We start from the raw sequence: 25,169 nt of genomic DNA, 5'->3' as shown, positions 1-25,169 counted from the left end.
GGCTGTCTGGGCGAAGGTTACCGTATCTCCCGGGACAATGTCGTCGGATGATCCTGTAACTATTGCCGTTGTTGCGGCGTCATAAACCTTGTTCGTACCGGTATAGGCGGCGGTAAGGGCCCTGGCTGTAATGCTGGCTGTTGCGCCGGAAGCATCGGTTATGGTGTAGTTTCCCGCATCGGCGCCGCTCAAAGCCAGGCCCGATACAGTAACCACTTTGCCTGTTCCAACGTTCTTATTCTCAAAGGTTCCTGATGCGCTACCTGTATCAAGAGCTACGGTATCACCCGTATAGTACTTGTTATCATCGTTTGCCGACGCACCGCCGGTAATGGCGGCGCTATCCGTATTAATGGTTGCTGCAGTGGTTGCATTATAGACCTTGTTGTTTGCCGTGATACCCATTCCGGTGATTGCCTTGGCGGTAATTGCAATTGACCCGCTGGTCGTGTCAATGTCGTATCCCTGTTGAGTGGAGTACAGGCCATTTAAAGTAACTACTTGTGACCCTATATTCTTGCTTGCTGATGTGTATGCTGCAGTGCCATAAATCTTGCTTGTATCGATTGCAGTTGTCCAGGCATAAGACCCGCCTGTTACCGTCGTGGTTGCGTCATATACCTTTGTGGCCGGATCTACAGTCATCGTAGCGGTAGTCAAGATCATAAAGCTCCGCAGGAGTGGATAGGTGTCGCCATCGTAGATACGCCAGACCTTTACTGTGCCCCCTGCATCATCGATATCCCATGAGCTGAAGAAGGTTGCAAGGTCTTTCATCTGCTCGGTAGTCTTGCCCGTGCCGCCAGCTGAGGATGACTGTGCTGAGGTTTCCGTATCCCAGAAACTGTTGGTAACAGTACCAGAACTGTTCAACCCCACCAGGCCGCCGACAAAACTCACGCCCGTCACCGAACCGGTTGCGTAGCTGGCTGTAATGCTACCTGACCAGTGATGCCCCACCAGACCGCCGACATAGTTATCGCCGCCCGTTACCGAACCGGTTGCATAGCTGTTTGTGATGCTACCAGAAAAAAATTGTCCTACCAGGCCGCCGACATAGTTATCGCCCGTAACCGAACCGGTTGCGTAGCTACCTGTTATGCTACCAGAAAAATTATGCCCTGCCAGGCCACCGACATAGTTCACGCCCGTAACCGAACCGGTTGCGTAGCTGGCTGTGATGCTACCAAGATTTTGCCCCACCAGGCCGCCGACAAGATCCTCGCCTGTCACTGAACCGGTTGCGTAACTGGCTGTGATGCTGCCATAATTCCTCCCCACCAGACTGCCGACATAGTTATCGCCGCCCGTAACCGAACCGCCGATCATCCCCACATTGCTCACACTGCCATTGCTGTTGATATAGCCAAAAAGACCGGCATATTCGGTTGATGGGCGGTTGATGATGAGTCCTGTGATGGTGTGGCCCAGGCCGTCGAAAGCACCGGTGAATCCGCTGGCAGAATTGCCCACAGGGATAAAACCTGTCGTTGTGTTCCACAGGCCCGATACCTGACTGAGTTCCGCCATGTCGATATCGGCGGCAAGGGTGTAGCTTGCCGCTAACGTAGTCGAGTTCATCCCCATCAACTGCAACTGGTGTGCGTTGGTGATGTTTGTGCTATATTCCATGCGCAGGAATGGCCGGGTATTGCCCTCGCTCATCCACCAGGTATCAGTAAAATCCCAGCCGCTGAAATTAGCCTGCTGCATCATCTGTGCGGTGGTAAGCCCTGTGCCTTCAGCCGAGGATAACCGTCCTGATGTTTCAGTATCCCAGAAACTATTGGTAACACTACCATCATCATTGCTCCCCACCAGGCCGCCGACATAGTTCACACCCGTTACCGAACCGGTGGCGTAGCTGGCTGTGATACTACCATAATTCCTCCCCACCAGGCCGCCGACATAGTTCACGCCCGTAACCGCACCGGTGGCGTAGCTGTTGGTAATAGTTCCATAGTAGTTGTACCCCACCAGTCCACCGAAGTAGTTGCTGATCGCACCGCTCACCGCACCGGTGGCGTAGCTGTTGGTAACAGTTCCATAGTAATTGTACCCCACCAGTCCACCGACAATTGTGAAGCCCGTAACCACGCCGGTGGCGTAGCTGTTTGTAACAGTTCCACTGTTGTACCCCACCAGGCCGCCGATATAGCTGTAGCTCGTCACCGCGCCGTTTACCATTCCCACATTGCTTATCCTGCCGTTCATACAACCGAAAAGACCGACACGACTTTCTGATGGGCGGCAGATGGTGAGCCCTGTAATGGTATGGCCCAGCCCCTCAAAAATGCCGGTGAATTGTGTATAAAACTTGCCGATGTGCGCAAAACCTGCGCCGTTATCCCAGTCACTGGTTGCAGAGGCGTCTATGTTGCCCCCCAGGGCATAGTAACCTGATAGATTTCCCGCCATGCCCTGAAGATCAGTGGCGGTGGTGCTGCCTTCAGCTCCAAGAGACGTGATGACTGTGTAGTTTTTCTCCGTACCGTCAGAACCCAGTGTGGTAAAAAAGTTTCCACCGGCAGGCAGGTTTACAGGGGCGTTGACGCTGTAAGTAGCAGTATTGCCCGAAGCTACAGCTCCCTGACCATAGAGCAGGGACAGTTGCGCGGTTCCAGAGCCATTGAGTTGGCTTTTGATCTCTATGTTCCGGTAGGCATTTAAGGTGAGCTTGTTAGCCGACCAGTTGATGGTATCGTTTACAAAGATGTCTCCGTTTGTACCTGTGCCGCCGTCGGTACTTTGAATTTCAAGGTTTGAGGATGCCAGGTCCGTTGAAGCCGCTGCGCCGGTCATGTCACCACCCGAGTCGGCAATCGTAAAATCGACAGGATCGATAAGCCAGGTGCCGGTCTTTCCGTTGGATGCTTTTGTGGTAATCTGGAGTTCATCGTGTATTGTCACCTTTGCTGCTGATGTCTCGATAAAACCACCATTGCCGCCGTCGGGGGCCGAGGCATCCAGCCTCCCCCCTGCAATGGTCTCACCTGTTTCCATATCAGAGAGAAGGAGTATGCGGCCTGATTTGTTCGCAAGTGTCCTGGCCTCTATGATACCTGAGTTGTTTACAACGGCGTTGGTAAGTCTGTTTGCCGCTCCGGCGCTAAGGATAACCGTGCCTGCATCATTCTGGATGAGACCTTTGTTCTCGATGAGGGCGTCAACGGTTCCTTTATCTATGGTAAAGTTCACCAGGCTGTCTCCGGTGAAGTCGAGGCTGACTTTATCCCCGGCAGCCATAGCCACCATGCCGCTGGTTGCTGTGATTGTTCCCTCGTTGGTAATTTTCGGAGAGATAAATGCGATGTACCCTACGCCAGTGGCCCGGATATCCCCCTGATTTAGGATAGCGCCCGCATTACCGGGGGTCTCAAAGACGTTTCTCCCGGCAAGAAAGTCTTTGTTGTTGATATTAAGGGAGGAGGCGACAAGCCCCCCAACATCCACCTGTGCGGTGGGACCAAAGTATATCCCGGAGGGGTTTACCAGAAACACCTGACCGTTGGAAGTCAGGCTGCCGTATATCCTGGAGGGGTTCTGATCAAGGATGCGATTCAGCGCCACGCTGGATGCACCCGGCTGCAGGAATGCAACCGAGGCGTTTTTGCCGATGTTGAAGGTATCCCAGTTGGCAATCATCTTATCGGTCTGCTGATTTATGGTCATTGCGCTACCGGTTTTTGCTATGCTGCCAGTGCCTAACGTAATCTGCCCGCCGGTTGGCAGGGTTGCTGGGTCTGTGGCAAAAGCCGATACCGTAAAGGCCATAAAGGCAGATACTAAGAAGATCGTTATCGATATTCCGACCGCTGATTTGCAATGTATTTGCATGTTTTTTCCTTATAGCCAGACCACTAGTTGGATCCAGAATCGCCCGTTATCTCTTAAATTGTCGGCATCATTACCGGCTAAGCTCCTTCCATCGTTAGAACCGATCTTATGGGCATAGGATGCCCCCATGCTGTAGCGGCCGGGTTTTACTATCATAATCCCAGCGCCTGCTCCGGAGAGCAGATACTCGTTATCGCTGCGGGCGTTGGTGACAGACCCCGGCCATGGGTCTTTGTGCAACTTGACCCAGCCGGCGTCAAAAAAGCCTATTAATTGTGTGTTTGCCCAGGATGGCATATATGGCAGGTTAAACCTTGTCTCCAGGGTAATGGCGTGGCCTTCATCGCCAGGCGCCTCGCCTACAGGGTACGCACGGATACCTGTGGGCCCACCCAGTATGAACTTCTGGGAGGAGTCCAGATTGCCGGATGCCAACTGTCCCCTGGCAGCGCCGTAAAGGGTGATCTGCCGGGTCAGACGCTGGAGCCGTGCAAGAGAATATGTTCCCCGCATAAAATTGCCGTGTGTACCAGGTCCGGCATCATCGTTAACTTTGCTGACCATATGCCCCGAGAGGTCCACGTCGCCCCCGGTCAAAGTAATGGAGGCGTTTGTAAGTCCTCCGCCGTGAAAGGTATCGAAAAAGGTGCCTGAGACAGAAAATGTGCCAAAAGGCAGTTCCCTGTCACTGATTTGTTCCCCGTTGGCCTCGTCTTCGAGCATCATGTATTCGAATCCCATACTGGTCTGGATGCTTGCGTTCCTGGTTCGGACCAGAGGATAGCTTGCACCTGTAAAGATGCTGTCTGCCCAGCCTTTTACATTGAGGTCCGCAAGGTCTTTGCCCAGTTCATAGGCAAGGCCAGTAGAAGCAACGTTCCAGGTAAAACCCGTAGCCCCCAGGGGAAGTTTATAGGAGACCCGCCACTGGGTCAGGCGATCCGCCGCTCTGAAGGCAAGATTTAGCTGATCCCCAAGACCGAAAGGGTCATAGGTTGAAACCTCACCGGTGCTGCGATAAGCTCCGGTGTAGCGGTCGCCATGGTTGTCGCCGGATAGGATGCCGTTGAAGACAGGCCCCTCAGCGGCGTATATGACGATCTTGGTGGAACCTGAAGTTGTGCCCGGCTCAAGGGATGCCTTGGCATTTATTCCAGGCAAGTCGTTCATGAGGAGTACTGCTCGTTCTATTTGTTCTATCCTGGCAGGGCTGTTATAAGGAATGGCGCGGTTGGCGATGCCTTCTAATAAGGAAGGCTTGATTCTTCCCGGTTTTTTAATGTTGATTTTTACCTTCCCGTCGGTTCGGCCTGAAATGATGGCTATTTCGATGATGCCATCTGTAATATCCTGTTTGGGAAGGTATGCTCTGGATAGAAGATAGCCCTTTTTCTCACGCAGATAATTGGTTACGATAAAAGCCAGATTCCTCAGATCGGAAAAGCCAAGTTCCAGGCCTATACTGTTCCTGACCAGTTCCTGAAGCTCGGCCTCTGTTGCGATACCATCACCGCCGGTGAAACGGAAACCCTTTACAAAAACCATGACACCGGAATCAATCATGGGAGAACTCATAACCTCCTTTTCACGGTCTGAGGGAAGACTGTCCGGCAGGATGGCGCCGGGCTGCCGTTGTTCCTGGAGAAGGATGCCTGCGTCCGGCAGGGTTTGTGCCATAGCTGTGCTGCATATTAAAAGAACAATGCATATACTACAAAATATTTTAGTACAATATCTCATATTATCCTCTTTTGTAGACGTAGAGTAACATTATCAGCCGAAAATCAGAGAAAGAAGATAGTAAAACTTAAATTTTCTCGACATCAAAAAAAACTTGTTAATGTTTACCATAAAGAAGATCGGTGTCACATCATGAATAGTGATTTATAATTGTCAAAATGTGATGTATAGCAATCTGTGTGCCAGTTGTTTAAATAACATTGGATATTTAAGATATAGAAAATAACTATTATTTCAGAAAGATAGGAATGATTTTATATATGATGCAAATTCATGTTTTTGGTAAACACAAATCATCTATCATAAAGAAGCGCATGACGTCAGCGATTTGACATACCTGCAGGACCCATCGATATGCAGCAGATCTTACCTCCAATTTTTTTTCATCTTGTCCACAAGATCATAATTGCCAGGCATTTTTAGGTGGAGGGACTTTTTTTGACACTATAGCGAAAAGTCATGGCTCTTCCTCCAAGTCCTGAGTAATCTCCAAGAGGGTTAATTACAACAGAAGGGCCTTTTTCTTCTCCCATATTGATTCTTAACGGATTTTCCCGATCATATATTGTGCAAATATAGTATAATGAGTCACATTTACGAAGCAAAAATGGGAGAGAACTTTATAAAGCCTCTCCCATTTTAAATAGAAAAATCAAAATTACCAGTTATAAACCTGATCCAGCTCTTCATCTTTAACTATAAAAGTTGTATTGTGGGGCGGAAGCGTTTCGTTTTTGAAGAATTCGGGAAGCCTGTCATGCTTTGAAGTAAAACCGGCTTTTATGTTAAATTCTCTTTCATTTTTTAATATGGATTTTCCAAGATCAATAAAATCTTCTTTTGTCATATCAAGGCCTGTAAAGCCATTTATAAGATCCATAAAAATTTGGAAATTTTCCGGTTTGCTTAAAATTGCATAATTTATAAATAAACACATTCCTGTTGAGTCAAGCGCAGCAGTTACTATCTGCAATATTCTTGAAAGCTCTATCTGGCCATCAGGTTTTTTTAAGTCATTTTTAATTCCCAAACCTGAAAAATTCGTTAAACGGGCATTTCCTGCTGTATGATCTGCTCCCATAGGACTTGTGGCATAAGTGACGCCCATACCATAAATTGCACGAGGATCGTAGGCTGACAATGACTGGCCCTTTACGACAGGGACTTTTTCCACACCAAATACTTTGCCTGTTACTGTTGCTCCGTTACCAAGTATTCGGCCAAGTGGAGTTCCTTTCCCAACTTCTTTAACAAGATTTATTGCAGCATCAGCATCTCCGAATTTTGCAAGACCTGCGTCCATTGCGACAGCAATTGCTGTTCCCATTTCTATGGTATCAAGCCCGAAATCATCATCTAAACGGTCAAGCATGGCTATTGCATCAAGATCGTCTATGCCGCAGTTTGCACCATGTGCCCACACGGTTTCATATTCAGGCTGCTTTGTTAAATAATTGCCGTCTTTGTCGTTAAAAATTCCTGAGCACCTGATAACACATCCCCTGTGACAACCATGAGTGACAACACCTCCACGGGCGCTTTCTGTTGCTGCCTGTGTTTCACCACTGATTTTCAAAGCACCTTCGAAATTACCTGCCTTGAAATTATTTGTAGGTAATCCTCCTGATTCATTCATTACATTCATTAATGAATTGGTTCCTAAAGCAGGAAGACCCTTTCCGGTAATGGGATTTTTTTTAAGCGCCTGAACGAAATTTTTATTTGCCTCTTTAAATTTTTCAGGATCTTTTGGACTCCTGTTTTGCATGCCCGCATCATCTAACACAATAACTTTTACACCTTTTGCGCCCATTACTGCTCCGGTACCGCCACGGCCTGCATGGCGGGTCGGCCTCAATTCCATATCGGTAAATGCGATAGAAGCTGCCGACAGCTTCATTTCTCCCGCAGAACCAATCGATATGCAGCAGATCTTATCTCCGAACTCTTTTTTTATCTTATCTATAAGATCATAATTGCCAAGCATTTTAAGGCTGTTGTCGGCAATTACTTTTACACCATCCTTATTGATAATAATTTTATAAAGAGTATCGTCTTTAGGTTTTCCCTCAAGTACAATAGCCGCATAACCAAGTCTTGCCAAAACCTGGGCGGGTTGTCCTCCGGCATTTGATTCTTTTATGCCTCCGGTAAGAGGACTTTTGCAGCCTACCGAAATACGACCCGACATTGCAGCAAGTGATCCGCTCAAAAGACCCGGAGCAATTACAAGTTTGTTGTTTGCACCAAGGGGATGGCATAAAGGAGGGACTTCTTTTGACACTATAGCGGAAGTCATGGCTCTTCCTCCAAGACCTGCGTAATCACCAAGAGAATTAATTACAACAGAAGGGCCTTTTTCTTCTCCCATATTGATTCTTAATATCTTGTCCATAATATAACTCCCATCATTATTGGGTTTAACGATTTGGATCTTATCCCAATGATTTGGGAAAAAGGGGCCCAGGATTCGAGGGTTCAAGGATTCAAGTGGTTGTTTTTGCTGTTGTCTTGCGTCAAATAAACATAGCTGATAGGGTTGTCTCCGGGCCTTTCACTTGAATCCTGGAATCCTTGGCCCTTTGAACCCTTACCATTATTATTTATAACACAAGACCTGTATAAAAGATGTCCGGAACGGAGGTATCGGTCAGGGAAGGGCTTGGTGTATCCAAAAGTATTTTATCGTTTATATTCAAGCCCAGTTTCATACTCAAATCTTTAAGATAAGAAGAACTTTTCGGTAATTGCACTCTTACTATCATATCAAATTCTTCTTCTTTTGTTTGGTCGTTTTCATTAAATGTAACTAAAAGATTATTTGTTTCTTCATTTTCCTTTAGTTCTTTTATCTCGCCCTCCACAATAGTAATACCACCTGTTATTTCATTTTCATGAGCCTTGATAACTTTTTCCTTATCCGAAACAAAGATGGATACAGCCAAATCCTCCACCTTTTGAAGAGCTAATACAGCCTCGCAAACGGCATAGGAAGCAAGATAATTATTTTCGCCTTCACTTTTACCATTTATGATAAAGGCGATTTTTTGTGGAATCTCTCCATCAAATGGGCGCATAACTACTCCACCTGTAGGACCATTTAATGAGAGCATGCTTTCAAATTGAAAAGCATTTATAATATTAATATATTCATTTACCATTGGAGTAGAACTTACCATTTCGGGTGCGATAATGATCTCATCTATCGATAATTCAACAAAGTCATCTTCCTGTTCAAAAACTATCGCTTTGGGTTGGCATACCGCCAGGCAAAGTCCGCATCCTAAGCACCTGCGACAGCTAAGACACCTTTTTGCTTCTTCTTTTGCTTTTTCGATACTAAAGCCCAACTCAACTTCTTCAAAGTTGCTTATACGATCTTTGACTTCCAGTTCAGGCATATGCTGCCTTTTACAATGAGTGTCATTAAAGTCTATTATATATCTTTGCTGTATTTCTCCCATGGTATTGCTATTTTCCTTTAAGATATTCGTCTCAGATATTCGTCTATAGATAAAGCTGCTTTTTTCCCTGCTGCAACCGCTTCAATTGCAATATTTGGTCCGGTAACACAATCACCACCGGCAAAAATTCCCTGCCTGTTGGTGCAACACTGTCGGGAATCGGCAACAATGGTTCCCCATTTAGTCGTTTCCACGGCGTCATTTTCAGGCAGAAACGAAAGGTCGGATTTTTGTCCTATAGCAGGTATTATCATATCAAGCTCAATATCAAATTCTGATCCTTCTATGGTTACGGGTCTTCTTCTTCCCGATGCATCAGGTTCTCCCAGTTGCATGCGAATGCATTTTAAGCCGGCAACCTTCCCATTATCTACAAGTACTTGTTGAGGTGCAACCAGATATTCAAATTTAATGCCTTCGGCTAAGGCAGCATCAATCTCTTCACCACTTGCCGGCATCTCTTCTCTTGATCTTCTATAAAGGATTGATACTTCCTTTGCTCCAAAACGAAGAGAAGATCGGGCTGAATCCATAGCCACATTTCCGCCGCCGATAACTGCGACTTTTTTACCTAACTGCACTTCTTTTCCAAGATTAAGGTCGCGAAGATATTTGACACCGGAAACAACACCTGTTGTATCTTCCCCGTCAATTCTTAAATTCTGGCCCTTATGTGCTCCAACTGCAATAAAAACAGCTTCAAAACCCTGATTAAAAAGGTCATCAACCGACATGTCCTTTCCTATGCGGATACCGGTCTTTATTTGGGCTCCAAGTTTTGTAACAATATCTATCTCTTTGTTCAAAAGATTTCTGGGCAAGCGGTATTTTGGAATGCCTACTGCGAGCATTCCACCGGCAACCGGAAGTTCCTCGAATATCACGGCCCCATAACCCAATACCGCAAGATCATGAGCACAGGCAAGTCCAGCCGGTCCGGCACCGATTATGGCTACTTTTTTACCATTGGATTTAGCTTTTTTTATGATTTCATCATAACCGGCTTCAATTTCAGCGTCGGCTACAAATCGCTTCAGATCCCGAATGCAAAGAGGGGCATCTTTTTTTGCGCGGTTGCATTTTTCTTCACAGGGATGGGGACATATCCTTCCTATCGTAGCCGGAAACGGCAGCTTTTCGCGTATTAGATTTAATGCTTCCTTATACTTGCCATCTGCTATCAAACCCACATAACCCCGAACATCTAAATGAACCGGGCAGGTTTCCTCACATATGGGCCTTTCTTTTATAATACCGTAAGATTTTGTTTCCAGATTAAAATAATCGACAGCTGTTCTTAAGCCAAGCCCGTTGGAATAATCATCACGTAAGTTAACCGGACAAACTTTTATGCATTCCTTGCAGTCATTACACTTGTCTTCCAATACCCGCAAAGCCGTCTTTTTAATTTTTATCTTAAAACTTCCATTTTCTTTCCGGGCATCTTCTATAACTCCATTGGATATAATATGGATATTCGGATGTTTTTTTGCTTCCTCCCATTTGGAAGAGACAAAAGGAGTTTTATGTTTAGAATAATCAACCGGGAATAATTTTTCTCCGCTTAATCCCGGTGCACTTTCAACAAGATAGACAAGTTTACCTTCTTCAGCCATATCAAGAGCGGACTGAATACCGGATAGACTGCTTCCAATAACGAGTACCTTTTTCCCTTCCACTACTTTACTTCCTTTTTAAGTTTCATGCTTATTGTAGCGCATAAAGGGGAGACCTGCCCCTTATTTCAGCGATTTTAATAATCTCTTTTCTTCTTAAACCAAGCATCTGTTCCATTATCTTAGGAGAAGATATCCCAAGTCGTTGAGAAATTTCTTTAACAGATAAATTTTCCTGCTCTAAAAGCAATAAAATCTGGCAAAGATCAATTTCCTCAATAACGACACCATCTACCATCCTTTTGATTTCCTGATCGGTAAATACTTCGCCATATTTGTTTCCATCTTTTCTGAATTCGGTTTGTTTGGCTGCAACCCATCTTAACTTCTCATTGCTAACTGCATTTTTAGCGGCTTTAAGTTTAAGCGACAAATTTCCATTATTGTTTTTCGCATCTTCGTCTAAAGGCCCCAGTTCTCTTAATTGATTGGTAAAATCGGTTACCAGTTGAGCAAAACGTGGGCCCTCTGCAGCTGAAACCCAATCCAGCAAAAGCCTTTTCGGGTTTATTCCAATATGGCTTATAATACTTTTTGCTACATCCACCATATTGATTGCTTCTTCATTACCAGACTGGTAATGGCATTCTCCGATATGTCAGCCGCCGACCCAGATACCGTCACAACCGACAAGAAAGCCCTCAATAATAAATTCCGGGTCTACTCTTCCGGTGCACATAACCCTGACCACTTTCATATTGGGAGGATATTGAATTCGGGAAACTCCTGCCAGATCACCTCCGGCATAAGCACACCAGTTACATAAAATACCGAGAATCTTCGGTTCAAAACTCATATATAAACCTCTCTACACATCACTCGTTGCTAAAGAAAACGCATCAATCTGAGCGATGATCTGTTCATTTGTAAACCTTCCCATAGTGATTGCCTGCCTGGGACACTTGGAAGCACAAATACCACAACCCTTACAGGATGCTGAAATACTTTGAGCCTTATCTTCACCTTCAACAGATGTCACCTTGATCGAACCATATGGACATAAATATTCACATATTCCGCAGCCAAAGCATTTTTGGGAATCAACAATACTTACAACAGGCTCAACCATTACATAGCCCCTGGTTAACGGGATTGCCGCACGGGCTGCCGCTGCCTGAGCCTGAGCAATAGTCTCGTCTATAGGCTTGGGAGAGTGAGCAAGGCCTGCTACAAAAATTCCATCGGTCGGAAAATCAACCGGACGAAGCTTTACATGGGCTTCCAGGAAAAAACCTTCGACATTTAAAGGAACTTTTAGTAATTTCGAAATACTTTCATTGTCTCCCGGAACCACTCCCGCACTCAAAGCCAGGAGGGAAGGAGAGATTAAGATATTTTCTCCTAATATAGGATCAAAAACCTCAACTCTTAACTCGCCGTTTTCTTCTTTTACAACCGGCAGATTGTCGTCATCATATCTGATAAAAATTATACCTTCGTTTCTGGCCTTTCTGTAATACTCTTCGCGGAAACCATATGCCCGAATATCTTTATAAAGAATATAAACATTGGAATTAGGTTTTATCGACTTAATTTTCAGGGCATTTTTTATAGCCTGACTGCAACATATTTTACTGCAATAAGGTCTTTCTTTTGTTCTTGAACCAACGCATTGAATCATTACAACATCTTTAAGTTCATCAGAACTGAAATTTCTTGAGGCCAGTTTTTCTTCCAGGCTGTGCTGTGTGATTACACTTTCGTTGTCTCCGTATAGATATTCCTTCGGCTCATATTCATAAGCCCCGGTAGCCACAATAATTACACCGTGAGAAATTGTTTGTTCCTTTTCCCCGGCAGAAAACCTGGTTAAAAAATTGCCGATATAGCCTGTTACTTCCTTTATATCCGTTTCAGTAAAAACTTTTATCTTTAAATGGTTTGTAACTTTTTCAATGGTATCTCTTAACAGTTTCTGTGGGTCATTATCACTTAAAGTATAGAAAATTCCTTGCAGATTGCCGCCAAGCGATTTGTTTTTTTCCAGCAATACGCAATCCAATCCCTGATCGGCTATAGAAAGTGCCGCCGTCATTCCGGACAATCCTCCTCCGATTACCAGAGCCTTTGGTGTTACAGGAACAGACTCTTCTTTTAAAGGAGATAACAGCCTTGCTTTAGCTACTCCCATCCTTAACAAATCAATGGCTTTTTCAGTTGCCAACCGGGGTTCATTGGCATGTACCCAGGAACAATGGTCACGGATATTGGCCATTTCAAAAAGACAGCGGTTCAATCCGGCCTCTCTTATGGTCTCCTGGAAAAGAGGCTCATGAGTACGTGGAGTGCAGGCTGCCACTACCACCCGGTTTAGATTATGTTCTTTTATTATTTGTTTTATTTTATCCTGGTTGTCCTTGGAACAGGCATACATGGATTGCTCGGCATATACTACATCGGGCAAAGTCTCTACATATTCCCTTATTTTTTTTACATCGGCAACCCCTGCAATATTAACTCCGCAGTGGCAGACAAAAACCCCTATGCGCGGGTCTTCTCCGGTTAAATCAGTTTCGGCAACACATTCTTTTTCCTCAACCAGCGTGCCCCGGACTTCCGATAAAAGCCCGGATGCCAATGCAACCGATCCGCTCGCCTGGATAACGCTTTCCGGGATATCCTTGGGTGACTGAAAGGCGCCGGCAACAAAGATCCCTTCCCGGTTGGTGCTTATGGGAGAAAACTCATTGGTTTGACAGAAACCTTCTTTATTAAGCTTAACGCCTAATGTATCAGCTAATTCTTTTGCTGTTCTTGAAGGCTCAAGCCCAACAGATAAAACAGCCATATCAAATTCTTCTGTATGATGTTTACCGTCTTCTGTAACAAACTTAAACAAGAGGTTTTCAGACTCATGTATTCTTTCCATTGAGGCCAGACGGCTTCTTACAAATTTAATGCCAAATTTGGTTTTTGCTCTTTCATAGAAACTTTCAAAGCCTTTACCCTGGGTTCTTATATCCATATAAAATATGGTGATATCAACATCCGGATCATGTTCTTTGGCAACCATTGCTTCTTTAACGGCATAGGTACAACAAACGGAAGAACAATAGGAGTTTGTTTCAACATCCCGGCTTCCGACACACTGCAGGAAAGCAATTTTTTTCGGATGCTTTCTGTCAGACAGGCGCGTGATTTTACCAAGAAAAGGCCCGGATGCGGAAAGCATTCTTTCAAGTTCTATGCTTGTAACTACATTAGGATATTCACCATAGCCATAGGCTTTTTTTCTTCTTGCATCAAATTCATCAAACCCAATGGCAAGAATAATTGAACCTACCTGTATATCAATATGTTCTTCCTGCTGGTTAAGCTTTATCGCCTTAAGATCCTTGCAGGCCTGCTCGCACTGGCGGCATTCGTTTTTTGTTTGAAAAAGGCAATATTTGGGATCTATCACATATGAAGCCGGAACCGCCTGCGGATAAGGAATATAAAGGCATTTGTTATTAACCAGATTTTCATTATATGAATCAGGCATCTCTACCGGACAATAGCTCACACATGTACCGCAGGCAGTACATAAATCTTCATCTATATATCGCGGTCTTTTAAGAACGGTTACATTAAAATTTCCAGCCTGTCCTGTTAAAGCTTCAACTTTGGCATTTGCTATAATCTTGATGTTGCTATATCTTCCAGACTCCACGAGTTTGGGAGATAAAATTCACATAGCACAGTCAAGGGTAGGAAAGGTTTTGTCAAGCTGAGCCATAGCTCCACCGATGGCCGGGCTGTTTTCAATCAAATAAACCATATAGCCCTGTTCAGCAAGATCAAGAGAAGCCTGGATACCGGTAATTCCTCCGCCCACTACCATTACAGCGCCGATCTTTTCAATATTCGAACTCATAATCATTTTTCCTTAAAATTTATCGGAAATCTGTTTTACTAACTCTTTTGGATCAATAGTAAAGTCTTCTGATTTTCTTTTAACAATAGAGATAACCAGCTGATGTCGAAGATCCTGAGAAAACCTGTCAATCTCATCCATATTATTTAAAAAAGAAGGTTTGACATATCCTTCTTGTGCCGCCATTTCCCTTAAAACCCCCATAACTTTAACAAACTGTACGTTCTGGGGGCAATGAAAAGAACAGTTATAACACATGGCGCAAAGCCATATAAGATCAGAGGAAAGTACTTTTTCCTTCATTCCCAGAAGCACCATGCGAATGATCTTTCGGGGATCATACGCCGGATCAACCTCAGATACCGGACAGCCTCCGGTGCAGGCTCCACAGGCAAAACATGCTGTGAGTCCGCTGCCACCCGGATGGGCCGCTACGTCAAACTTAAACTGAGAGTCAAGTTTATTGAGCTCTATTGCTTCCACTTATCTACCCCTTTCTTAATATTGATCAGGTAATTCTCTTAAGCGGGCCAATTTAAAAACTTGCCCGTTTTACATATTTATTGAGCCAGTCTCAAAACGTTTTAATTTGGTCAAGCTTAAGGCAGGCGAAAACCTTAACCACAGGAATACATAGGGTATTTCGAGGATTAAAATTTGAGCCCAACACAAAGATCGGCCACACTGGGACGTTTTATAATTGGCTCTATTGTTTAATAAAATCATCAGTATCATCAGGCCTGAAAACTGAAAGCGGCGGAGGTTCATCGAGATTAATACCTGCCTCAAAGTCAAACAGTTCTCTTACATCCTTTTCAACTTTTTTGTTGAGAAACCTCAAGTCAACTTCCATAGGGCAGGCCCGCACACATGCCCCGCAGTCAACACAGCGGCCGGCTACATGAAATGCCCGCATAATATGAAAAATCTGAGCATCAGAAAGAGCTACGGATTTTCCGAACCATTGAGGTTGTGAACTGTCTACACAGCATTCCTTACAGTAACAAAGCGGACAGGCATTACGACAGGCATAACACCTGATACATTTGCCTATCTGTTTGGAAAAATAGTCCCATCTTTCATCAGATGTCTCTGCTTCATATTCTCTTATTTTTTTAAATTCATCCGAATCTTTATTTTCTTCAACAGCTTCTCCGATCAAAACGTCATATAAAACCGGATTTCTGTGGGAACAGGTAATACAGTTATCAGGTAAAAGTTCTTTCTTTGCTACTGTTTCCTCGAAATTATCGCCTTTGAAAATGATCTCATCCGGTTTTTCTTCAATAGCTGTGATTTCTCGTCCGGCAATTACGTTGTCCACTGATTTTCGATCCAGCATTCCATGGCAGGGAACGCCGATTATTATCAGGTTTTCCCGCTCAATTTGGTTTTCCTTGATATGTCCGACCAGAGAACGACTGTCACATCCTTTTGCAATAATTCCGATCTTTCCCTTCATGCCGGGAATATATGTAGCAAGGTTATTTTCACAACAGCTGTTCCAGATTAGTTTTTCAGCATCTTCGGCGTTTTTCACAAAACAGGGTGTTGACCTTAGAGGAAGAGTTCCTTTTTCATACCCTATTACAAGGTCAACTTTTTCTTCCTCAAATAACTTTCGAACAGCTTCTTTTATCTCTTTTAATAGTTGTTCCATCTATTCAATCCGATTCTTAACTACTATGTTTAACCTAAGTTTTTAACCAGGCGTTTTGCCGGACCCAGTTTCTTTACATCTTCAGTTACCTCGGTAATAACTTCTGCAAACCGGCCTGCTTCGGCTGCCGAAACCCATGAGAATTGCACTCTTCCTTTTTCAATCCCTGCATATTCGAGAAGTCTGCTTAAAACCGCAAACTTCCTCCGGGCTGAAAAATTGCCGCTGAGATAATGACAATCTCCGGGATGACAGCCCGAAACTAAAACTCCGTCAACCCCATGTTGCAATGCCCTTAATATATAAAGAATATTGACTCTGCCTGAACAGGGAACCCGGATTGTACGAGTGTTAGCAGGGTATTGAATACGGCTAACGCCGGCAAGATCTGCACCGGCATAACTGCACCAGTTGCAAAGAAATGTTATTATTTTTGGTTCCCAGCTTGATTCAGATGATTCTTTTACTTCTTCCATCTTTTCTCCTTATAAAGAATCAATCATACTTACTACTTGCGAGTTGCTAAATCCGTATAGGTTTATTGCCCCGGATTTACAGGAAGCCGAGCATATGCCGCATCCTTTGCATAAAGCATCATTAACTACCGCCACATGCTGCGCTTCATCAAGAGCAACAGCTCCGAAAGGACAGACACTTGTACATTCTCCGCAACCGATACATTTATTTTTATTAACAAAAGAAATAACGCCCGGAAGTTGTACTATTTTTCTGGATAGCACCATACCTGCACGTGAAGCGGCTGCCTGGGCCTGAGCAATGCTTTCTTCTATCAGCTTCGGATTGTGAGCAAGACCGCACATAAAAACGCCATCAGTGGCAAATTCAACCGGCCTGAGTTTCATATGTGCTTCAAGGAAGAACTTGTCTTCATTTAAAGGCACTTTGAAAAACTGCGAAAGCTCTTTATTTGTTGAAGGTGGAGTAGTTGCAATAGCAAGCGCAAGAAGGTCGGCATCAATTACTACTTGTTCTCCCAAAAGTGGATCTTTTATCGAAACTCTCAGCCCTTCTTTACCGCTTTCTTTATATGGTACAACTTCCGGTTTGGCATCTGGTTCATAATGTATGAATATTATGCCTTTTTCTCTTGCTTCGCGATAATAATCTTCCTTTAATCCATAGGTTCTGATATCCCGATAAAGAATATAAATATTTGCTTCCGGATTCATATCTTTCAATAAAATTGCGTTTTTAATTGATTCGGAGCAACATACCCGGCTGCAATAAGGCCTTTCTTCATCTCTTGATCCCACGCACTGGATTATAACCAGATTCTTGCATTCTTTAATTTTTTTAGAGCGTTTTACAATCTCGGATTCCAGATCCAGTAAAGAAAGAACGCGGCTGTTTTTCTTATAAAAATATTCTTTGCTTTTATACTCCTCTGCCCCAGTGGCTATAATTACAGCTCCATGCTTGATTTCCGTAATTTCCTTTTTTGGCCCCACCTGGATTTTTGTAACAAAGTTTCCAATATATCCTGAGCTTTCCGAGATCGAAGCCTTGGTATAAACATTAAGCAGAGGATGATTGTTAACCTTTTCTATCAATTCATTCAGGTAGGCCTGAACATCGCCACCTTCAAGTGTATAATGAATCTTTTTTGCCATACCGCCAAGTTTCATACCCTTTTCAATCAGACTGACGCTAAATCCCTGTTCTGCAAGATTAAGAGCGCTTACCATTCCGGCAATTCCACCACCGACAACAAGCGCGGTCGGAACGGTCTCAAGAGAAATCATCTTCAGCGGTTCAAGGCCTCTTACCTTGGCTACAGCCATTCTGACCAGATCTTTAGCCTTATTAGTTGCTTCTTCCGGGTGTTGCTGATGGACCCAGCTGCATTGGTCACGTATATTGGCCATTTCAAAGAGGTATTTATTTAAGCCCTGCTCCTGTAAAGTCTCCTGGAAAAGCGGTTCATGTGTTCTTGGAGTACATGATGCAACTATTATCCGGTTAAGGCTGTGCTCTTGTATCTTTTCCTTTATAAGTTCCTGGGTATCTTGCGAACAGGTATAAAGGTTCTCATCCACATAAATTACATTAGGTAATGATCTCGCATATTCCTTAACACCAGGGACATCAACCACGCCGCCAATATTTATGCCACAATGGCAGACAAAAACGCCAATCCTGGGAGGTTCGCCGGTTATGTTAATTTCAGGAGGAAATTCCTTTGTTTTGACGAGTTCTCCGCGGGATTCGGAAAGAAAAGCTGCTGATGCAGCGGCAGCGCCGCTTGCCTGCATAACTGTTTCCGGAATATCTTTAGGGCCTTCAAATGCACCGCAAACATATATTCCGGGCTTTGAGGTGTTTACCGGCGTAAAATTATCTGTTTTGCAGAAGTCATAGTGATCCAGATCTATACCCAGTCTTTTTGACATTTCAATTACAGCAGGTTTTGGTTTCATTCCAACAGAAAGAACTATCATATCAAATTCTTCAAATTTAAGATCACCTTCTTCTGTTACATACCTGAGCTCAAGATTTTCTGTATCTCCTATCTCCTGTATGCCATAGACCTTTGATTTTATAAAATTGATACCATGTTCATTTTTGGCCCGTTCATAGTATTTGTCAAAGCCCTTGCCATAACTTCTCATGTCCATATACATGATGCTTATGTCAAGAGGCTCAGGGCTGTGCTCTTTAGCAATAACAGCCTCTTTAATGGCATACATACAGCAGACGGATGAGCAATAACCGCTGTTGCATGTCACATCTCTGGAGCCTACACATTGAATCCACGCAATTTTATGAGGTGTTTTCAAGTCAGACGGTCTTGACAGATGCCCCTTATAGGGTCCCGAAGCCGATAAAATTCTTTCAAATTCAATACTTGTAACAACATTGGGATATTTGCCGTATCCATATTGAGAGATTAAACTTGTATACCCGCCAAATTGGGCAAGCTTATCGGCAGACGGATCAAAACAATCAAAACCGGGGCTTAAAATGATAGAACCCACATTTATTTCAATTATCTCTTCAGTCATCTGGTGATTTACCGCTTCAGCTTTACAGGCGGCAACACATTGCATGCACTCAGAGCATATTCCGCAGTTTAAGCAGCGGTTTGCTTCATTTAATGCCTCTTCTTCAACATATCCAAGTTCTACTTCCTTAAAACCATCTTTCCTGTTTTCTAATGGAAGTGCGGCCATAGTCTGGCGGGGAGCTTTGGGTTTAGGCATAAGCGGACTGTCTTCGGCCTGGACTTTGCTTATTTGTTTTTCCCTGCCCGTTTTCATATCTTCTTTTTGCAAATATCTGTCAATTGACACGGCTGCTTTCTTGCCCGCAGCTACAGCTTCAATAGCTATCCAGGGTCCGCTCACACAATCACCACCTGCAAAAACCCCATCCATATCGGTGGCAAGCGTTACAGGATCAGCAGCAACCTTTTTCCCGGATATTTGTACTCCACTATTTTCTTCTATCATCGAAAGGTCGGAAGCCTGGCCTATAGCCGGAATAACCATATCGATGTCGATGTCAAATTCAGAGCCTTCAATTATCACAGGCCGTCTTCTGCCGCTGGCATCCGGACTGCCCAATTTCATTTTCTGGCAACGAAGGGTTGTTGCCCTGTTATTATCGGAAAGTATTTCAAGAGGTGCTGTAAGGAACTGAATATTGATTCCTTCCGAAATGGCACTTTTGATTTCTTCAGGATTTGCGGGCATTTCTTTTCTGGAACGACGATATATTATAGATACTTCTGTTGCACCTATTCTTATGGCCGAGCGCGCAGCATCAATTGCAACATCGCCTCCTCCGATAACTGCTACCCTTTTGCCTGTATCAACTTTATTTTTCAGGTTGACGTTTCTTAAAAAGTCTACTCCGGAAATTACACCTTCACAATCTTCTCCGGCAATTCCCAGTGAAACATTTTTATGACAACCGGTTGCAATAAATACTGCCTTATATCCTTTTTCCAAAAGCCCGCTGATGGAATGATCCTTGCCAATGGGTGAATTTGTTTTTATTTCAACACCCATCTTTTCTATATATTTTATCTCTTTTTCAAGGACATCAGGAGGCAGACGATAATCAGGAATACCAACTCTTAGCATTCCGCCGGCTACGGGCAGCGCTTCAAAAATTGTAACCTGATAACCTTTTAGAGCAAGAAAGTATGCACAGGTCAGGCCGGAAGGCCCTGATCCTATAATTGCCACTTTTTCTTCTTTTTTTTCAGAAACAACAGGGATATCTATGTCTTCGCCAAGTTTATCGGCAAGAAACCTCTTTAAATTGCATATTGCAACAGGTTCATCTATCATTCCTCTTTTGCAGGCCGATTCACAGGGATGAGGACATATTCTTCCTATTACTCCGGGAAGGGGCAGATTTTCTTTGATCAGATCAAGTGCTTCTTTGTATTTTCCCTGGGAGAGTAAAGCAACATATCCCTGAACATTAATTCCGGCCGGGCATGCGTCTCTACAGGGCGCCTTAGCAATTTTTTCAATTGTGAAAACATTCGGAACAGCCTGGGGATAAGGTCTGCTGACAGCCTTTCTTGACACCATACCTTCATCAAACTCACTGGGAACTGATACAGGACATACTTGCGCACACTCTCCGCAGCCAGTACATTTGTCAGGATCAATAAATACAGGGCGCCTTTTGATTTTTACCTTAAAATTTCCAGGATCACCCTCTACACTTTGAATTTCCGAACAGGTTAATATGTCGATATTTAGGTGTCTGCCACTTTCAACCAACTTAGGGGAGAGAATGCACATGGAGCAATCATTGGTTGGAAAAGTTTTATCCAATCGCGCCATTACTCCCCCGATTGCGGGAGTCTCTTCCGCCAGATAGACAAAATAACCTGATTCCGCCAGATCAAGGGAAGCCTGAATGCCGCCCACTCCGCCTCCAACAACCAGAACCGATCCTACTTTGTGATTCTCTTCTTTCAATTCAACATTATCCATATCAGATTTTCCAGTTGGGCAGGGGAGTATATAAAATAAGCACTTGATCGGCAAGCTTTGCCATATACTAATTAAACTCTCTGCCTATCATCTTCCAAGCTACAACACCAACACACGAGAAAAGGTGTAAGATTAATATAAATTTATAGCGCTTGTCAAAACAAAGTTCCGCTTGCAGCAACTAAACAAGCTTGCCCTGAATAAATAATGAAGTATCAAACGGAACAAATTTATGACAAACGCTATATTAACAAAATCAAGCCTCTACTATAGATAAAGCGCCATGATTGCATATTTGAACACAATGAGGATCTGCGGGCTCTCCGCACAGGTCGCATTTTAAAGCCACACCCGTATCAGGTTCTCTGAACCATGTCCTTCGGGGACAAGAAGCTCTGCAGACTGCACATTCATCAAATTCTTTTCCGTCAATAATTACGTCATACTTGCAGGTGCATTCCGCCTCTGTAAAAGGCCCGGCTATTACAGGGAAGAATTGGTTGGCCGCTTCATCTATATACACCCTTATTCTTGATAATGCAGGGTTAACCAAGTTTTCATAGTGATTGGAAGAACATGCCGTCTCACAGTGCCGACATCCTGTACATTTGCTATGATCAATTTTTATCCTGATCTTGTCCATTTGGTTCTCCTTTATTCAGTTGAATTGCAAAATCCTTATAAAATCGGACTTATCGCGGATTTAAGCAAAAAACTCTTTTCTATCCTTATTAACTAAATTTTACAGCAATTAAGCTGGAAACCAGTTGCCGTTAAATCAAGCAAGCATAAATAAATCACCCTCCGCCAGCTGGAGGAAATATACTGACTATATCACCTTCTTTTAAAGCAAGGGCTTCATTCTCATCGGAAATGCCTTGTGATACTCCGTTGAGTATCACAAGCTTAGGCAAATTTGCAGGAATATTCAAAATTTTTGAAATATCTCCAATTGTTGCACCTTGACCCAAAGATATCTTTGCCTTGCCTTCAGATGATCCTTCCGGCAGATATTGCTTGAAAGTCATGAACATTCTAAGTTCAATGTTAATATTATTCATTTATATTATATACTTTTAGATATGCAACAGCTTATTCAAGTCCAAGTTCCGACAATTTCTCCTGAGTAGGAAAACCATCATCCCATCCTCTCAACTTATAATACTCCGGCAACATCTCATCCAGCCTGCATACATCATTATTGGGTCCTGCGGGCTCTTCCAGCAGTCTTTTAGGAAGTGTATCATCCTCTTTTGTAAAACCTGCTTTCTGATTGAACTGACGCTCCAGATTCCAAATTCTTTCTCCGGCTTGCACCAACTCCTCTACTGTATAGTTAAAACCTGTTGCACCGTTTAACAGACCTTGAACCTCCTCATACAAAAAGCCGGGCGACAATGCTACAAACAGACATAAGCCTACGGAATCAATAATAGAAGTCAGGTTTTGAAAAGTTATAACTAATTCGGCTTTCCCCTCGGTTATCAGAGGATCTACTGTACCATGCACCCCAAGAATCTCGTTTGCCATTGTATAACCTCTGACATGACAAGCCCCACGGTTGGAAGTAGCATATTGAAGACCCATGCCCTGAACACCTCGCGGATCATAAGCAGGTGCTTCCAGTTTCTTAACGCCCATGAAGAGTTCCGGATGACCGAATTTTTCAGCTAACCGGGCGCCGCCATCCGCCATAACAGCGCCGAAGCCTTCTCCTCTACCCATCTTTTCCGTCATAGCTACCAGGGCTTCCTTATTACCAAAATTCAGCTTCATACCAGCATCTTCTTCGGTAAGATAACCCTTTTCAAAAAGTTCCATTGCGGTGGCTATTGTACCGCCAACCGAAATAGTATCCATTCCCAGCTCGCCGCACAAATAACTTGCCTTGGCTATAGGAGCAAGATCGTCGATTCCACAGCTGGAGCCCATCAATATTACATTCTCAAACTCAGGCCCTTCACCCTCACCTTCGAAATCAGGATCTTCAATCTTAGTGCATTTTGCACAGGCTATAGAACAGGCAAAGCATCCTTTGTGTTTTGTTACTATGGTTTCAGCCATAGTTTCACCGCTGATTTTACCAGCGTTTTCGTAATGAGAAACCTGCCAGTTGTATGTGGGTAATATTTTGCATTCATTAACAATATTTACTAAGACAGGGGTACCTAATGCAGGTAAGGCCTCAGAAGTGACGGGGCCTGCATTTAATTTGCCCATAGCAGATTTAATTGCTGTATTGAAAGCTTCCCTGTCAGCTATTTTGATACCCTTTGTGCCTCTTACGGCTATAGCTTTCAACTTTTTTGAACCCATAACAGCCCCAACGCCTGTTCGTCCTGCCGCTCTGTTTCTGTTGCTGATAATACATGCGAGCTTTGACATATTTTCCCCTGCAGGTCCTATGCAGGCTATCTGGGTTTCCCTGGCAACAAATTTATCTTCGATTTCGGCTTTTATAAGATCATCTGTCTCGTGCGTTGTCTTGCCCCAAAGATCGATGGCCGACCGGAGCTCAACATTATCATTGTCTATCCATAAATAAACAGGTTCTTCAGAACAACCCTCAAAAATTATTCCGTCATACCCGGCTTGTTTCAGCTCAGGGCCAAAAAAGCCACCGCAATTACTGCATGCTATGGTATTGGTTAAAGGTGCTTTGGTTATCACCATATACCTGGAAGCGGTAGGAGCGCCTGTTCCGGTTAAAGGGCCATTTAAAAATATTAACTTATTTTCCGGGTCTAATGGATCAATTGCCGGATCTATTTCATCATATAATATTTTTGTTCCCAAGCCCCTTCCACCTATATACTTCCTCATCAAATCAGGATCTATATCCTCAACCTCGCACTCACCTTCCGTTAAATTAACTCTTAAGATTTTACCTATGTAACCTTCCATATCGATCTGCCTCCTTTGCTTAGCATTGACTAAGTATTCAATATGTTATTGGTTTTGAACTTAAAATGCTTCCATTTTTTTAAAATCATTGAAAAAAAGATTGCTGAATATTTATGTGAGATATAAACTGAAAACAGATATACTTGTCAAGGAAATAAATAGATAATTAGTAGAAATTTCAATGTATTATGACATTAATGTCATAGGTGGTTCAAGCGTTAATGCTTTTTGGCCAATAAAAATTTATCATCAAATCTGTAGTAGTACCAGCATACTTAAATTAATAATAAGGAGATATAAGCAATGAATAATTCGGCTCTTCACAAGCTAAGTTATGGATTATATGTGATCAGTTCTGAACGTAACGGCAAACTAAACGGCCAGATAGCAAACACGGTTTTTCAGATCACATCGGAACCTGCTACAATTGCTGTCAGTATCAACAAACAAAATCTGACACATGATTTTATCAAAGAAAGCCGTAAGTTTTCCGTATCCATATTATCAATATCAGCACCTATGGAATTTATTGGATGTTTCGGTTTTAAATGCGGACGTGATATAGATAAATTTGAAAACATAAATTACCGTATGGGAGAAACCGGAGTCCCTGTTGTAACTGATCACAGTGTGGCTTTTATTGAGGCTGAAGTTGTTGGAGAGCTGGATTGCGGTACCCACCGGATTTTTCTGGCTGAAATTAAAAACTGTGACATCCTAAGCGATGAAGAGCCTATGACATATGCCTATTATCATACTGTCAAAAGAGGCAAGGCACCGAAAACCGCACCTACATATCAGGCTGAAGAGCCGAAAACAAAAAAACAGGATACCGGGCAAAAAAAATATACCTGTTCGGTTTGCGGATATATTTATGATCCTGAAACCGGAGATCCGGATAATGGTGTAAAGCCGGGAACAACATTCGAAGATTTGCCCGATGATTGGGTATGTCCTGTATGCGGAGCGGATAAAAGCAGTTTTTCACCTGAATAATCTTTAATCCGGGCATAGGATATTATTGAAACCTCCTATCCGTAAACTATGAGCAGTTCA

At 43.5% G+C, this 25,169-nt stretch carries 15 protein-coding genes; 1 reads left to right on the top strand and 14 read right to left on the bottom strand.

The features are described 5' to 3' along the window. The 14 genes from KKC46_21360 to KKC46_21295 all read right to left on the bottom strand — a co-directional run. Positions 1 to 3,837, bottom strand: a 3,837-nt coding sequence (locus KKC46_21360) for a filamentous hemagglutinin N-terminal domain-containing protein (protein ID MBU1056350.1), incomplete at its 3' end; no start/stop codon positions are given. 9 nt (positions 3,838 to 3,846) lie between these two features. After that, positions 3,847 to 5,577 carry a ShlB/FhaC/HecB family hemolysin secretion/activation protein gene (locus KKC46_21355; protein MBU1056349.1) on the bottom strand — a complete coding sequence of 577 codons (1,731 nt, stop codon included), beginning with the start codon at positions 5,575 to 5,577 and terminating at the stop codon, positions 3,847 to 3,849. 658 nt (positions 5,578 to 6,235) lie between these two features. Further along, positions 6,236 to 7,972 (bottom strand): aldehyde ferredoxin oxidoreductase, encoded by a 1,737-nt coding sequence (locus tag KKC46_21350; protein ID MBU1056348.1) that lies wholly within the window; start codon positions 7,970 to 7,972, stop codon positions 6,236 to 6,238. Positions 7,973 to 8,180: 208 nt separating this feature from the next. Beyond that, a complete protein-coding gene (locus KKC46_21345; GenBank protein ID MBU1056347.1) occupies positions 8,181 to 9,041 on the bottom strand; it encodes a hypothetical protein in 861 nt (286 codons plus the stop codon). 17 nt (positions 9,042 to 9,058) lie between these two features. Next, entirely contained in the window at positions 9,059 to 10,720 is a 1,662-nt protein-coding gene (locus KKC46_21340) for an FAD-dependent oxidoreductase (GenBank protein ID MBU1056346.1), read from the bottom strand. A 28-nt stretch (positions 10,721 to 10,748) separates the two neighbouring features. Then, a complete protein-coding gene (locus tag KKC46_21335; GenBank protein ID MBU1056345.1) occupies positions 10,749 to 11,513 on the bottom strand; it encodes a hydrogenase iron-sulfur subunit in 765 nt (254 codons plus the stop codon). A 12-nt stretch (positions 11,514 to 11,525) separates the two neighbouring features. Beyond that, positions 11,526 to 14,573, bottom strand: a complete 3,048-nt coding sequence (locus KKC46_21330) for a CoB--CoM heterodisulfide reductase iron-sulfur subunit A family protein (GenBank protein MBU1056344.1) — start codon at positions 14,571 to 14,573, stop codon at positions 11,526 to 11,528. Between the two features lie 12 nt (positions 14,574 to 14,585). After that, positions 14,586 to 15,056: a 4Fe-4S dicluster domain-containing protein gene (locus tag KKC46_21325; GenBank protein ID MBU1056343.1), complete on the bottom strand. Its 471-nt coding sequence runs from the start codon at positions 15,054 to 15,056 to the stop codon at positions 14,586 to 14,588. A gap of 223 nt (positions 15,057 to 15,279) precedes the next feature. Then, entirely contained in the window at positions 15,280 to 16,233 is a 954-nt protein-coding gene (locus tag KKC46_21320) for a 4Fe-4S dicluster domain-containing protein (GenBank protein ID MBU1056342.1), read from the bottom strand. A 29-nt stretch (positions 16,234 to 16,262) separates the two neighbouring features. Beyond that, positions 16,263 to 16,709 (bottom strand): hydrogenase iron-sulfur subunit, encoded by a 447-nt coding sequence (locus KKC46_21315; GenBank protein ID MBU1056341.1) that lies wholly within the window; start codon positions 16,707 to 16,709, stop codon positions 16,263 to 16,265. 9 nt (positions 16,710 to 16,718) lie between these two features. After that, positions 16,719 to 21,209: an FAD-dependent oxidoreductase gene (locus tag KKC46_21310; GenBank protein ID MBU1056340.1), complete on the bottom strand. Its 4,491-nt coding sequence runs from the start codon at positions 21,207 to 21,209 to the stop codon at positions 16,719 to 16,721. A gap of 256 nt (positions 21,210 to 21,465) precedes the next feature. Continuing rightward, positions 21,466 to 21,852, bottom strand: a complete 387-nt coding sequence (locus tag KKC46_21305; GenBank protein MBU1056339.1) for a hypothetical protein — start codon at positions 21,850 to 21,852, stop codon at positions 21,466 to 21,468. Between the two features lie 154 nt (positions 21,853 to 22,006). Further along, on the bottom strand, positions 22,007 to 22,270 hold the full coding sequence (locus KKC46_21300; protein MBU1056338.1) for a MoaD/ThiS family protein: 264 nt from the start codon (positions 22,268 to 22,270) through the stop codon (positions 22,007 to 22,009). Positions 22,271 to 22,301: 31 nt separating this feature from the next. Then, positions 22,302 to 24,113, bottom strand: coding sequence for an aldehyde ferredoxin oxidoreductase family protein (locus tag KKC46_21295; protein ID MBU1056337.1), 1,812 nt, complete (start codon positions 24,111 to 24,113; stop codon positions 22,302 to 22,304). Between the two features lie 303 nt (positions 24,114 to 24,416). Between KKC46_21295 and KKC46_21290 the strand changes: the two genes are divergently transcribed. Then, entirely contained in the window at positions 24,417 to 25,109 is a 693-nt protein-coding gene (locus KKC46_21290; protein MBU1056336.1) for a rubredoxin, read from the top strand. The last annotated feature ends 60 nt before the right edge of the window (positions 25,110 to 25,169 follow it).

The organism is Pseudomonadota bacterium, assembly GCA_018817425.1.
In the GTDB taxonomy this organism is placed as follows: domain Bacteria; phylum Desulfobacterota; class Desulfobacteria; order Desulfobacterales; family RPRI01; genus RPRI01.
The sequence above is the reverse complement of the archived record's forward strand: the minus strand, read 5'-3'. Positions and strand labels throughout refer to the sequence as shown.